We start from the raw sequence: 13,867 nt of genomic DNA on the forward strand, positions 1-13,867 counted from the left end.
GGCGCCCCCCCCCCCCCGCCCCCCCCGGGGGGGGGGGTGTTTTTTGGGGGGGGTGCCCCCCCGGGGGGGGGGGGGGGCGGCGCGGCCGGAGCCACCCCGCCCGGGGCGACTACTTGTTCTGCTTCTTCGTCGGGCTGCGCTCCAGCGCCTGCTGCATCTGCTCGGCCCACTTGTCGACCGTGAGCTGGCCGAGGGTCACCTGCTGCCAGCCGCGGGCCAGCGCGTCGGCCTCCGGGCCGGAGAGCATCACGCCGGCGTGCAGGGTCGGCTCCGCCACCAGTTCCTGGATCTTCTGGAAGGCCGGCGAGGAGGGCAGCAGGGCCTTGTCGACGTTCTTGTTCAGCGGCTGGCCCTTGGCGTGCCTGACCCACAGCTCGCCGTTCTCCTTACCGGCGAGCCAGGTGATGAAGGCCAGGCCGGCGTCCTTCTTCTTGCTCCACTGGGTCACCCCGTAGACGGCGCCCTCGATGCCGGAGAACTTCTGCGCCAGCGGTGCCGCCGGGTTGGCCGCCGGCCAGCGGGTCACGCCGAGCTTGTCGTCGCCGAGGGCCTTGCCGAACGCCTCCCAGTTCACCGCGTCCGAGATGATCGTCCCGGCGAAGGCGGCGCCGCCGCGCTGGAAGATGTCCGCGCCGTCGGGGAGCATCGTGATCGACGGCGCGTTCTTGTTCGCCCAGCCCTTGGTGGTGATCTCGGCCAGCTTCTCCAGCACCGAGACCAGCTTCGGGTCCTTCCAGGACAGGCTGCCCGCGAGCAACCCGCGGATGTCGTCCTCGCTCAGGTAGCTGCGGGCGATCTCCGGGAAGTCCCAGTAGGCCGGGAACGTGCCGGACAGGCCCAGGGCCAGGCAGGTCTTCCCCGTCTTGGCGACCGCGTCGCAGGCCGCCCCGAACTCGTCCCAGGTCGCCGGGGGCCGCTCCGGGTCGAGCCCGGCGGCCGTCAGCACGTCCTTGTTGTAGTAGAGGACGTTGCCCTGGTACGAGAAGGGCACGCCGTAGCAGGGCTTGCTGGTGTCGAAGCCCTCGCAGGCACCGCTGTAGGTGACCAGATCCTTGTTGATCTCCGCGGCCTTGTCGCCCAGCGGCACGTACGCGCCGCGCCGGTCGAACAACTCCAGGCCGGCGTTGTTGGCCATCACGTCCGGCCCCGACTGCGAGGTGATGTACGGGCCCTGCACCTCGGGGTACTTGTCGAACGGCACCGACTGCATCTCGAGCCTGATGTCCGGGTGGCTGGCCTCGAAGCTGGTCTTGACCTGCTTCCAGTACTCGGTGCCACCCGGCTCCCAGGTCAGCACCTTGAGGGTGACCGGGCCGCCCGCGGCGTCGTCGCCACCGCAACCGGTCAGCAGCGCGGCGGCGGCCACGCCCGCGGCGACGAGACCGGCCAATCTACGTCGATTCATCGGCAGAAGCTCCTGTCAGCGAGGGGGGTGAGGGATGCGGCGCACGGCGCCGTCGGCGGCGGCGCTGTCGACCACGGCGGCGGCGATCTGGACCACGTGCAGTCCGTCGGCCAGGGGAACGACCGGGGACGCGTCGCTGCCGTCGACCTGGCGGAGGAAGTGCCGGAGCTCGGCGGCGAGCGCGCCACCGCCGTCGACCGGGGAGAGCAGCCAGTCCGGCGCCTCGGTCTGCTCGGCCTGCAGCAGCACCGTGGGATGTCCGAGGTCGACGTGACCGACCCCGTCGGTGCCGTACACCTCGACCAGGTCGGAGGTGTGGTTGGGGGTGTGTTCGGGCAGGAGATAGCTGTTGCGGATCGACGACACGACGTCGTTGGCGTGTCGAAGCTCCGCCCAGACCAGGACCGGCGTCGCCGATCCGGGTCGGGTCCGGGCCGCCGCGCGCACCTCGACCACCGGCGCTGCCGCGTACCAGAGCGCCAGGTCGATGTCGTGCACCGCGGTCAGCAGTGCGGGATGGTCGTTCGGGAAGAGCCGGGTCAGGGAGCGGGGGCGGTCCCGGCGCGAGGAGACGGCCAGCACCCGGCCCAGGCGGCCCTCGCGGACCGCGTCGTGCAGCGCCCGGTGGGCGGGGCTGTGCCGCAGGATGTGCCCCGGCTGGCAGAGCACCCCGTGCGCCTCGGCGGCCTCGACGATCGCCGTGGCGTCGGCGACCGTCGCGGCCAGCGGCTTCTCGACCAGCACGGGAATCCCGGCGGCGATCAGTGCGACCGCGACGGCGCGGTGCGCCGGCCCGGGCACGCACACGGAGGCGGCATCCGGCGCCGCCTGCGCGAGCAGGGCCGCGACGGAATCGAACGTACGCGGGATGCCGTGCTGGACGGCGACCCGCTCCCGGGTGGCGGGGTCCGGGTCGACCAGCGCGTCCACCCGGACACCGAGCGACCGGTACGCGGCGACGTGCCGGGCGCCGAACGCGCCCGCCCCGACCACGGCCACCCGCGGCCCGGTGCTCACCGGGCCACCGTCTCGGCCGGCGTCGCCGCGGTGCCCGCGCCGGCGGCCGGGGCCGGTGCACCCTCCGCGAGCCGACCGTCGAGGACCGCCCGGGTGAGGCGCTCCAGGGCGGCGACCCCCGTCGCGAGGCACCGCTCGTCGACGTCGAACGCGCCGGAGTGCAGCGGCGCGCCACCTCGTTCGCCGGTGACCCCGAGCTTGACGTACAGGCTCGGGCCGAGCGCGCCGAGCAGGGCGAAGTCGTCCGTGGTCAGGGGCGGTACCGGCAGGTCGACGACGTCGACGTGCCCGGACAGTTCGGCGTGCGCGAGTGCCACCACCTCCGGGGCGTTGCGCACCGGCGGCATCTCGTTGGCCCAGGCGAACCGTACGCCGAGGTCGAGCGCGGCGGCCTGCTGGCGGGCGACGCGTTCGATGACCTCCTTCAGCCGCTCCCGCACGACGGGGTCGTGGGTACGCAGCGTCCCGGTGGCCTCGGCCCGCTCGGCGACCTGACTCTGGCTCGCTCCGCCGGCGATGGTGCCGATGTTGAAGGCGACCAGTTCGTCGGGGTTGCGGGACCGGGAGACGGCCGCGTGCAACGTGGACACCATGGCGGTCAGGCCGAGGATGGCGTCCCGGCCCAGCGCCGGGGTGGCGGCGTGCGCGGCCCGCCCGAGCACCTCGACGCGGAACGCGTCCTTGGCCGCCATCGCGGTCGCCCGGTCGATCCCCACCGCTCCGGCGGGCAGGTCGGGCCAGCAGTGCAGCCCGAGCACGGCGTCGAACCGGCGGTCGCGGAACGCCTCGTCGGCCAGGACCGTGGCGGCTCCCGAGTCGGCGCCGAACGGGATCTCCTCGGCCGGCTGGAACAGCACGGTCACCGCGCCCCGGGCGGGCGGGTCGGCGGCGAGCCGGGCGGCGACCCCGTAGGCGACGGTCATGTGCACGTCGTGCCCGCAGGCGTGGCACACGCCCGGATTGCGGGAGGCGTACGGCTCCTGCTTGCTGTCCTGCACGGGATAGGCGTCCATATCGGCCCGAAGAAGGACCGTCGGCCCCGGGGCACCACCGTCGATCTCCAGGACCACGCCGGTGCCGGCAATTCCGGTGCGAATCCGGCCGAGTGGCCCGAGCAGGCGCTCGAGGGTAGCTGCGGTCTGCCGCTCCGTGAACCGCAGCTCGGGATGCCGGTGAAGCTGACGCCGCAGCCGTACCAGCTCATCAACCTCGTCGCCTGGCAGCGTCACCCGGCTCACTCCTCGCTCGCGCCAACGTAATCCGGACCTAATTGAGACAAGAACTTAAGTCAGGGGTGTCTCCGCGTCAATGGCCAGGCGAAATCTGAGTTAGGGTCCGAACCATGCGACGCGCCGACGCCCACCTGCACCTGTTCGCCGCCGGCTACCCCGGCCGCTACGGCCGCTCCCCCGCCGGCGGCGACGAACTGGCCGTCTACCAAGGCTTACGCCGCGAACACGGCATCGTCCGGTCGCTGGTGATCGGCTACGAGGGCGAGGCGGGCTTCGCCGGGAACAACCGCCATCTGGCCTCCCTCGCCGCCGCGCACGACTGGATCGCGCCGGTCGCCTACGTCCCACCAGCTGGACCAACCGACGGAGACTCGCTCGACCGCTGGTGGTCGGCGGGCTTCGTGGGCATCGCCGCCTACCTGGCGGACCCGACCTCGGCGGACCGCTTCGGCGACTGGCTGGCAGGCAACACGGCGGCGCTGAACAGCACCGCCGCGCTGCTCAGCCTGAACGCCACACCCGCCGCGACCGACCGGCTCGGCCCGGCCCTCGCCGCCCTGGACGGGTGCACGATCCTGTTCAGCCACCTCGGGCTGCCCGGCACGCAGCCCGTGGTGCCCACCGACGACGAGGCTGGGGAGATCCTCACGCCCCTCACCCACCTGGCGCGACTACCCCACGTCGGAGTCAAGATCTCCGGGCTGTACGCCGTCAGCGAGCCCTCCCACGGCTACCCGCACGACGCGGCACGACCGTTCGTCGAGCTGCTCCTGACGCACTTCGGCCCCCGACGCCTGTACTGGGGTTCGGACTTCCCGCCCAGCCTCGACCACGTGTCGTTCGCACAGACCCTGCACCCGGTCGGCCTCGACGAACTCGCCGCCGCCGAACGGGACGACGTCCTCGGCGCCAACCTCCTGCGCGCCCTGGACCAGCGCGCCGCCGCGGTGCCCACCAGCCGCCCCGCCGCCGATCACCAGATGTAGGACCAGAACGGCCGCACATCCCGGGGACACGCCCACCATCACTCCGTCAGGATCACCCACCCGTTCTCGGGACCTGCCAGTGAGTGGCACTGTGCAGATACACATGCACATGTAGCCATGTCATGGCGCCCGGTTTCCGGGCGGTCCGGGGAGGTGTAATGACCACGACTGAGGAGGAAGTCCCGGCCGGTGGGGTCACGGTGCGCGAGGTGGTCCGGGACGTTGTGGCTTCGGTCGCCCCGGAGGAGTTGCCCCTGGTGGACGGGCTGGTCGCGTTCGACGACGCCACGGTGGTGCGGCGCCTGGGCGCCCGGGGCGGGCGGCGTGAGCCGTTGGGGTTCGGGTGGGGCGAGGTCGTGGCGTTGGCAACCCCGGTGGTGTGGCTGGTCGTGCAGCAGCTCGCCGACCGGGCTGCCGCGTCGGCCGTGGATGGCGCGGCCAAGGGGACGAGAGCCGTGCTGCGCAAGGTCTTTCGCCGGCGGGCCGCGCCCGTGGAGGTCCCTGCGTTGACCCGCGAGCAACTCGGTGAGGTACGGCAGCGGGTGTTGGAGGTCGCCGTGCAGCGGGGCCTGGACGACGAGCGGGCCAGGGCCATCGCCGACGCGCTGGTGACCCGGCTGGCGCTGACCGCGCCGGTGCCACCCGTGCCGGAGCCCGAGAGCCCGGACCGGCCCGGGCCCGGGGACAGGGCGTGATGGTCGCCGACGCGGCCCGGTCGCGCGTCGACGAGCGGGCGATGGGCGCCGGCACGACCGTGCGGTTCGTGCTGCTGGTGGTCCTGCTGCTGGTGAGCAGCGCGACCATGACGGCCAACGTCACCGCGTGGCTCTCCGACACCGACGGCGTGAAGGGCTTCGCCTGCCTGCTCGCCACCGGGATGGATCCCAACGATGCCCACAGCGCGGCCGGCGAGGCCAGCTTCCTGGCCAACATGGACGCCTACGAGGCGTGCATCGCCCGCCATGAGCGGCCGCTGCCGTGGTGGATCCGCCTGGCGTGGCCGGCTCTGCTGGTGGTGTTGGCCAGCGTGCTGTTCTGGTGCCTGCATCTCTGGAAGGCACGGCGTGGCCGCGTCGTCCCGCTGACAGCGATCGACCGTGACGGCGAGATCCTGCGCACCGTGGAGAGTCTGGCGGCGTCGGCTGGTCTGGCCCGTACGCCGAATGTCGTCGTGGATCCGGCGGCGGCTTCGACCGGGGCGGTGGTGTTCGGCCGCAACCGCCGGCCGACGGTGTGCCTGCACGGTGGGCTGCTCGCCCGCAGGGCCACCGACCCGGAGGCGCTCCGGGCGGTGCTGCTGCACGAGTTCGCCCACATCCGCAACGGCGACGTCACCCTCGCCTACGCCACCGTCGCGGTGTGGCGGGTGTTCCTGGCAGTGGTGCTTCTCCCCTACGTCGTGTGGTGGATCATCGCGTTCCCGGGTGGGCCGTGGTCGCCGGAGTGGCCCGGTGCGGTGCCGTTCGCGACACGTAACCTCGTGCTGGCGGCCTTCCTGGTGGCGCTGATCTATCTCGCGCGGTCGGACGTGCTGCGCAGCCGGGAGATCTACGCCGATCTGGCCGCGGCGCGGTGGGGTGCCGACCCCCGCCCCTGGGCGGTGGCGACTCCGGGCCCGCCCGAGGGGAGACTGAGGCGGCTGGGCGCCTCGTTCGTCGAGCTGTGGCGCGCCCATCCGCGATGGGATCTGCGCCGAGAGGCGCTGGACGATCCCGCGGTGCTGTTCGGTCTGCGGTCGCTGCCGATGTTCCTGACCGGGGCCGCCGCGACTCTGATCAGCTCCCAGGTGCGGTTGTACCTGAGCATGTCCGATCTGACCGGCCCGTGGCTCGGCCAGGTGACGGCTGTCGCGGCGGCGGGGCTGGTCACCGGGCTGGTGGGGGTCGCCCTGTGGCGGGCCGTGGCCCATGCCGTACTCACCCTGCGGCGTGTGCCCTCCGGCCTGCGGGCGGGGCTGTGGCTGGGAACGGGGATGACCGTCGGCGAGTTGGTGCTGAACGACATCGTGCTCACCGAGTGGCTGCCCCAACGCCCCGCGATCCTGGTGCTGGTGGTTCTCGCCGGGGCGGCGTTCACCTGGTGGGTCGCGCAGTGCGCCCACCTGTGGCTCAGGGCATGGCCGGGCCGGACGATCCGGCCGGTGATGCTGGCGGGGCTGGCATCCGCGTGTCTTGTGCTGTCGGCATGGTTCACGTGGTGGCGCGAGTGGGGCTCTCAGTACCTGAACGGGCCGCTGTTCGACACGCGGGCACTGCTGGAACGTGACTACCCCGGCGAGGTGGCCGACCATCCTGCCGCGGCCAGCGTGATCGGCATCGTCCACCCGCTGTTGCACAGCCTGGACCAGCCCCTCGTCCTACCGATGGTCGCGGCCCTGTGGGCCGTGCCGCTGCTGGCCTGGACGAGCCGACGGGCCACGGCCACGCTTCGCTGGGTGCCCGGCGCGCTGCGAGAGCCGGCCGCGGCGGAACCACCTGTGGAGCTGCCGCCGCTGCGAGGGATGCTCGGAGTCGCGGCGCTGGGCGGGGTGTCGGGCTGGGTGGCCGTCGCGGGCGCGGCGGCGTACATGCATTCCTGGCAACCACCGCGTGGGCAGCGGGGTGGCCTGTACCTCTGGATCTACGAGGGGTGGGTGTTGGTGGCCCTCGTGACGGCCGCCACGGCAGCCGCCGTCGCCGCGAGCGTGGTCGCGAGTCGCCACCGGCTGCTCATCGCGATCATCACCGCCGAGATCGCGGCGTTGATCGGCCTCGGCGGGTGGTTCGTCCTCCTGTCCTTCGACGGGTGCGTTCCGCTGCTGAACACCCTGGCGTCGTCCTGCCAGTGGCGTCCGGCCGCGGCCTGGCCGCTGGTCCGGCTTCTCGCGGGCCAGGTTCTCGTGGTCGCCGCGGTCGCGGCCGTCATCGCGGCCGCAACCGTTTCCGCCATCCGCCGGGTGGGGACACCCGGAGGGCACCACGCCGCCGAAGCGCGTCCGGCGAGGGAAGGACGGGGCGGGCTGGTCGCCCGCCGGCTGTGCGTCGGTGTGCTGTGCGCCGCCGCGGTGGGGGTCACCGTGCTGGGGGAAACGAGCCTGCTGGACCTGAAGCGCTCCTCGAAACGTGAGGCCGCGGCTAACCTGCAGCTCATGGTGCCCGTTGGTGAGCCGCCGGCGGTGTCCGCCGAGACGAGAGCCATGCAGGTGCTCGCGTGGAAGAACCTCGGCGCAGGGGACCTGGTGAGGCGCTACGCCGATGCCCTCGAACGCCTCGGTACGGCACAGATCCAGGCCGCGGACGCCGCAGACGCCGCGAACAGCGCACACGCCGAGATCGACCCGGCCACGTTCCGCCCGATCTGTGCCGACATCGGTCAGGTCGCGCGGGACGCCGACCGCTACTTCCGGGTGCCCGACCCTCAGGGCCAGGTGCTCTGGCGCAGGTTCATCGAACAAGCGGGAAAGGGCAGTCAGGAGTGCCAGCGCTCGCTGGACCAGGAAGATGCCGCCCTCTTCATGGCCTCAGGCGACAGCATCGCCAAGGCCAGCGACGCCCTCTCGTCGCTGCTCGACCGGACTGACGCGGTGCTGCGGGACGGCGGCCTGAAGGGCCCTTGACCGTGCCGGGCGGCGAAAGCGACCGCCGCCCGGCCACGGAACACGACAGCACGCCCCCGGTCACCGGCACGCGTGTGGCTCGCACTCCTCAGTGCGCTGCCACGGCCACCGCTGCCGGTTCCAGTTCGGCGAGCCGGGCCGGCCGCACGACCACGAGCAGGACGGCCGTCGCCGCCACCATGCCACCCGCGACGACGAGGGCCATGGCGACCGCGCCCGTACCGAGCACGCCCACCAGGGGCGCGGCCAGCGCACCGACGCCGAACTGCACCGCGCCGAGCAGGGCGGAGGCCGTACCGGCCGCTTCCCCGTGCCGGGACAGGGCCAGGGCCGGCGCGTTCGGCATCGCAAGCCCCGCCGCGGCGAGCACCACCCACAACGACGCCAGCAGGCTCGGCAGACCGCCGAGCCCCGTCGCGGCGAAGGCGAGCAGCGCCACACCGGCGCCCGTTCCCACACCCAGGGCGACGACGAGGATCCGCTGCGGCGAATAGCGGCGCAGCAGCCGTACGTTGAACTGCGTCGCCGCGATCAGGCCCACCGCGCCCGCACCGAAGGCCAGCCCGAACTGCTGCTCGTTCAGCCCGTACTGCTCCTGCAGGACGAACGACGACCCGGCCACGTAGGCGAACAACGCCGCCATGGCCAGCCCGGCGACCAGGACGAGGCCCACGAACGTGCGGTCCCGCAGCAGCGCGCCGTACACGACAACCGTCGCGACCACCCCGCCGCGCCGGCGCCGGTCCGCCGGCAGCGTCTCGCGCAGCCCGAGCGCGGCGACCACGACGAGCAGCACCCCGAGGACGGCCAGCGCCACGAACACGCCGCGCCAGTCCGTCCAGCGCAGCAGCCCGCCACCGAGGGTCGGGGCGAGGATCGGCGCCGCCCCCATGACCAGCAGCAGCCGGGAGAGCAGCGTGGCGAAGGCCGCGCCGCTGAACAGGTCGCGGATCACGGCCATCGCGACCACCGAGGCCGCCGCCACGCCGAGGCCCTGCACCACCCGCAACACACCGAGCACCGCGATGTTCGGTGCGAAGACGCAGAGCACCGACGCCACGACGTGCAGCGCGATACCGGCGATCAGCGGCACGCGCCGCCCGACGGCGTCGGACAGCGGGCCGATCAGCAACTGGCCGACGGCGAGGCCCGCCAGCGTGCCGGTGAGGGTGAGTTGGACCGCCGCCGACGTGGTCTGGAAATCCGTGACGATCGCGGGCAGCGCGGGCAGGTACATGTCGATGGTCAGCGGAACCACCGCGATCAGCGACCCGAGCACGAGGACGAGCCGCAGGCGTTGCCGGGCGCTCATCAGGTCACCCGGCGTCCCCGAGGCGGCGGGACCGGCGGGAGCATCGACGGTAGAGGTCATCGGATCGTCTCCGACCGGTCGACCCGCAGCCGCGGGGACTGTGCAGAAGTCATAACTGGCTCCAAATCCCGATCCGGTGAACTCATTCCCCCGCGGGTCAGGACGCAACGGAGATCACACCGCGGCCTCTTGATCGGCGGCCAGCCAGCAGTGACCGGACGCCGCCTGCCAGTTGAACGAACGCGGCCGGCGGGACGGACCGGTTCAGAAGGTGTGCAGGTCCAGGGTGATCCCGTCCGATCCCCCGGAATGGCTCACCGCGACCCAGTCGTCCCCGGCGCCAGCGAGCCAACCGGGGTAACGGCCGAGCTGGCGGCCGGTCGGCACGTCGTAGACGATCACGAACGGCCGGCCGCCCATCGCAGCGCTGACCGCCACGAGCCGTCCGGTCACGGTCGACCGCCAACTCGCCGACCCACCGGAGAGCCCCGGATCCGGCGCGGTCCACCGCGACGCGCCGGTGGTCATGTCGAGCAGCTCCAGCTCACCCTCGTCGGCGTTGCGTCGCACCAGCACCGACCGGTCGTCCCCGTCGATCGGTACGCCGGAGGTGGCGCCCTCCCACTCCGCCTTGCCGTTGCGCAGGTCCACCAACTGTGGCCGGCCGGTCGCGCTGACCGCGACGAGCCGGGTGCCGGCCCCGATCAGGACCAGCCCGCTCTGATGGTTCGTCAACCGCCTGACGCACTCACCATCCTCGTTACGCCCGCTGAAGACCTCACCGGACCATCCTCTGGCACCGGTCGCCGCGTTGACGGTGGCGATGCTGACGGTGCACCGCCGATCACCCCGGGGTGGATCGTTGTCGGTGGTCACCAGCAGGTCGCCTGCGACGAAGCCGTACCAGGCCCGGCTCGGCAACCGCCCGGCCCCCGCCTTGCCGGTGGTGGTCGCGACTGCCGTGTAGGTAGGGGCGGACGCACTCAGCCGCACCGCCACGTACCGCCCGGTGGGCGGGGCATACGGAATACGCGCACCGAGCGCCACGTCGGTCACCCGGGCGAACCGGTCGGCGGCCAGTTTCCAGAGCTGACGGCCGTCCCGGACGTCCCGGGCAATGACCACGCACTTCGCCGACTGCCCTGTGCCTACGCACTCCCTGTTGTAGACGACCTGTTGCTGGACGATGACGTCCTGGGTGTCCTCGACCCGCCAGCGGGTGGCGCCGGTGACCGCGTCGAGCACCTCCAGCGGTCCCCCGTTACTGGCGCTCGCGACGATCAGACCGTCGGTGACCGCATACTGATAGCTCGTCGGGAACGGATGGCGCCACCGGTCCTGCCCGGTGGACCGGTCCACCGCGCGGAGTTCCCGCTCGTCGGGCACGACGATCAGCCGGCCGATCTGCGCCAGCTGATCGACGAGCCGGTCGACCGACACCGACCAGACCGGGTCGGGTCCCTCCTGCCCCGGCCGGCTGCCCCGGCCCCGTAGGGTCTCCTGGCTCACCTCGACCTGCGGCGCAGGCCGCTCCGGCGGCTCCGCCCGAGGCCCGGCGCACGCGGCGAGCCCGAGGACCAGGCTCAGGGCCGTTCCGGCGAGGCTCCATCGAGGCGGGCGGTACGACGGTGACAACGGTCTCTCCCTTGATCGGCGGCGAAGGCCCCACCGTAGGACCCGCCCGCACCCGGAGAAGGCGTGACGCCGGAACTACCGGAAGGTGGCGCGGTCAGGGTGCCGACGGTTGGCGCGCAGGGCGGCCAGCACCACGCCCGGTGTGGCCAGCGACCGCGGATGCGCACGCATGGAAACGACCTCGTTGAACCGCCGCGCGACAGCCACGTCCGTGACGGTCGCCGTCACGATCTGCCGGCTGATCCAACCGGAGAACCGGTGGCCGCGCGGGTAGGGGCCGTCGACGTGCGGCAGGGCCAGGTCGGCGGAGGTGGACGTCGACCACGCGGCGTCGACCACGACCCTCTGCCAGTCGAAGAACCGGCGCGCGGGCAGGGCCGGATCCGGCCGTGACCGCAGGTACACCGACAGGCAGGCCGCGTGCAGGGCCGCCGCCGTCATCCCCTGCCCGTACACCGGGTTGAACGACGCGACCGCGTCGCCGACACTCACCAGCCGGGTCGGGAACCGCTTGAGCGCGTGGAAGTCCCGCCGCCGGCTGTCGGCATGGCGGTAGGTCCGGACGTCGCCGAGCATCTCGTTCCCGGCGACGTCACCGAACTCCGGTGGGAACTGGTCCCGCAGCCGCCGCACGAAATCCTCGGCGGTACTTCCCGGGCGGTTGTCGCCGTACCCGGCCATCATCGCCATCCACCGGCCGTCCTCGACGGCGAAGACCGCGGCGCCGGCCACGTCCGGCGACGTCTCCGGACTGTGCAGCGCCATGACGACCGTGAGGTCCGGATCCGTCTCCGGGCGTCGGAACAGGGCCGTCGCGTAGTTCAGGTTCACGGTCATCCGTCGCGTGACGGGACGGTCCCAGCCGGCATGCTCCAGCCATTCGGACAGCCTGCTCGAACGCCCCATGGCGTCCACCACGAAGTCACCGCTCTCGACGCCCGGCACCCCGCCGACATCGCAGCGGACACCGGTGGCCGCGCCACCGTCGAGCACGAGGCCCGTGGCGCGGGCCACGACCGTCTTGACGTTGGGCAGTCGAAGCACCTGCTGACGGATCAGCCCCTCCAGCAGCGGTCGGGTGCCCGTCAGGCTGTCGGCGTCGTCGGGCACGACAACCTTCAGCCGGCCGTCGAGGTAGGCGCGTCTGGTCCCGGGGGGAGCCTCGATCGCTCCCTGGGCCAGCGCCTGTTCGCGGAAGCCGGGAAACAGGCGTTCGAGCTGGAGGAAGCCACCGGGCAGGAGCGCGTGCAACTGCGTCCCCTGCGGCACGCCCCGCCGACCGCCGGTCAGATGCAGGTCGTCCCGGTCGACGACGACGACGCTCTCCGCGTGGTCGGACAACACCCGGGCGGCCAGCAAGCCGGCGACACTGCCGCCGACCACGATGGCCCTGCCCATGACCGGAGACTGCCGGGCGGGTGGTCGCACGGCGTTCAACGCGGCGAAGACCCTGGTCGGGGAGAGGGACATCGTGCTCTCCAAGGGGTACGAGAGGTGCCGCGCACGCGCCTGCCGAGCGGCCTGCGCGCACGCGGCCCCACAGGACGGACCGGCCGACATGACGCTCGTCGATCGTCGCACAGGCAGCGGGCGCTGCCCCGGCAGGTCGCCCACCAACCGGTCCTCGGTGCGCCTCCGCGACGATGTCGAACGCGTGCCCGGGTCGGGGCGCGGGCGTCACCGCCACCAGGAACGCGGCGGGAACCGCAGGATCCGGTCGTCGCCTGCCGTGGGAGCGCCCCGGCCGTCACGGTTGCTGGTCGTCACCCAGAGGGAGCCGTCCGGTGCGTACGCGACGGCGCGCAGCCGGCCGTAGGTGCCGACGAGCTGCGCGGTGGGCGTGCCGGCCCCGTCGAGCGGTACGACCCACAGCCGGGCGCCGCGCAGGGCCGCGACGTAGAGCGTCCTGCCCACGATCACCGCGCCGCCGGGCGACGCCTCGGCGGGCGTCCACGTCACGATCGGGTCGCGGAAGCGCGGGTCGCCGGCCACCCCCTCCACCACCGGCCAGCCGTAGTTGCCGCCCGGCACGATGCGGTTGACCTCGTCCCAGCGGCTCGAACCGAAGTCGGTCGCGTAGAGCCGGCCCCGCCAGTCCCAGGCCAGGCCCTGCACGTTGCGGTGGCCGAGGCTGTAGACCAGGGACCCGGCGGTCGGATTGCTCCAGGGCACGGTGCGTCCGGCCGCATCCGCAGGATCTTCCCGTTGCGGTGCGACGGATCCTGGGCGGTGGCCGGCTGTCCGGCGTCGCCGACGCCCGCGTAGAGCATCCCGTCCGGGCCGAACGCGATGCGCCCGCCGTTGTGCGCGCCGGACCGGGCGAGCCCGGTGAGGATCGGCTGCTGGACCTGCGGCGCGGTGAGCCGGAAGCGGATGATCCGGTTGTCGACGCTGGAGGTGAGGTACGCGTACACGTAACCGTCGGTGCGGTAGCGGGGCGAGACGGCCAGCCCGAGCAGCCCGGCCTCGCCCGTCGCGACGACCCCCGAGATCTGCGCGACCTGCTGCGGGGCCGACCCACGACGTACCCGCAGGACCCGTCCGCTGTTCCGCTCGGTGACGAGCGCGCTGCCGTCGGGCAGGAAGTCCAGCCGTTACCTGTCAGTGCGCTGTAGCGACTGATCGGTATGTCCCGCCTTGCGGTGGGACGGTCCCGGTCTTATCCGCCTGAGCGGGGCCGGGTTG

The 13,867-nt window shown here is 72.8% G+C and carries 9 protein-coding genes and 1 pseudogene; 3 read left to right on the forward strand and 7 right to left on the reverse strand.

Annotation, left to right across the window (positions count from 1 at the left end; all coding sequences use genetic code 11):
• Positions 1 to 109: 109 nt before the first annotated feature.
• From AB0G14_RS33225 to AB0G14_RS33235, 3 genes are read right to left on the reverse strand one after another with little or no spacing between them, the layout of a single operon-like run.
• Positions 110 to 1,405, reverse strand: a complete 1,296-nt coding sequence (locus tag AB0G14_RS33225) for an extracellular solute-binding protein (RefSeq protein WP_357704350.1) — start codon at positions 1,403 to 1,405, stop codon at positions 110 to 112.
• A gap of 15 nt (positions 1,406 to 1,420) precedes the next feature.
• On the reverse strand, positions 1,421 to 2,422 hold the full coding sequence (locus tag AB0G14_RS33230; RefSeq protein ID WP_357704352.1) for a Gfo/Idh/MocA family oxidoreductase: 1,002 nt from the start codon (positions 2,420 to 2,422) through the stop codon (positions 1,421 to 1,423).
• Complete coding sequence (locus AB0G14_RS33235; RefSeq protein WP_357704354.1) at positions 2,419 to 3,651, reverse strand: M20 family metallopeptidase; 1,233 nt, start codon at positions 3,649 to 3,651, stop codon at positions 2,419 to 2,421. Before AB0G14_RS33235 ends, AB0G14_RS33230 begins: the two co-directional genes overlap by 4 nt.
• A 113-nt stretch (positions 3,652 to 3,764) precedes the next feature.
• Between AB0G14_RS33235 and AB0G14_RS33240 the strand changes: the two genes are divergently transcribed.
• The 3 genes from AB0G14_RS33240 to AB0G14_RS33250 all read left to right on the forward strand — a co-directional run bounded on the left by AB0G14_RS33240 (position 3,765) and on the right by AB0G14_RS33250 (position 8,235).
• Positions 3,765 to 4,640: an amidohydrolase family protein gene (locus AB0G14_RS33240; protein WP_357704356.1), complete on the forward strand. Its 876-nt coding sequence runs from the start codon at positions 3,765 to 3,767 to the stop codon at positions 4,638 to 4,640.
• A 158-nt stretch (positions 4,641 to 4,798) separates the two neighbouring features.
• Positions 4,799 to 5,335 (forward strand): hypothetical protein, encoded by a 537-nt coding sequence (locus tag AB0G14_RS33245; RefSeq protein WP_357704358.1) that lies wholly within the window; start codon positions 4,799 to 4,801, stop codon positions 5,333 to 5,335.
• Positions 5,335 to 8,235, forward strand: a complete 2,901-nt coding sequence (locus AB0G14_RS33250) for a M48 family metalloprotease (RefSeq protein ID WP_357704364.1) — start codon at positions 5,335 to 5,337, stop codon at positions 8,233 to 8,235. The genes AB0G14_RS33245 and AB0G14_RS33250 overlap by 1 nt, the downstream gene beginning before the upstream one ends.
• Positions 8,236 to 8,323: 88 nt before the next feature.
• On the opposite strand, the gene AB0G14_RS33255 is transcribed toward AB0G14_RS33250, so the two are convergent.
• The 4 genes and pseudogenes from AB0G14_RS33255 to AB0G14_RS33270 form a co-directional block, all read right to left on the reverse strand.
• Positions 8,324 to 9,547 (reverse strand): multidrug effflux MFS transporter, encoded by a 1,224-nt coding sequence (locus AB0G14_RS33255; protein WP_357704366.1) that lies wholly within the window; start codon positions 9,545 to 9,547, stop codon positions 8,324 to 8,326.
• Between the two features lie 264 nt (positions 9,548 to 9,811).
• Positions 9,812 to 11,182, reverse strand: coding sequence for a PQQ-binding-like beta-propeller repeat protein (locus AB0G14_RS33260; protein WP_357704360.1), 1,371 nt, complete (start codon positions 11,180 to 11,182; stop codon positions 9,812 to 9,814).
• A 75-nt stretch (positions 11,183 to 11,257) separates the two neighbouring features.
• A complete protein-coding gene (locus AB0G14_RS33265) occupies positions 11,258 to 12,652 on the reverse strand; it encodes an FAD-dependent oxidoreductase (RefSeq protein ID WP_357704362.1) in 1,395 nt (464 codons plus the stop codon).
• A gap of 207 nt (positions 12,653 to 12,859) precedes the next feature.
• A pseudogene (locus tag AB0G14_RS33270) lies at positions 12,860 to 13,773 on the reverse strand (PQQ-dependent sugar dehydrogenase).
• Positions 13,774 to 13,867 lie beyond the last annotated feature (94 nt).

Source organism: Micromonospora sp. NPDC023814 (assembly GCF_040639595.1).
In the GTDB taxonomy this organism is placed as follows: Bacteria; Actinomycetota; Actinomycetes; order Mycobacteriales; family Micromonosporaceae; genus Micromonospora.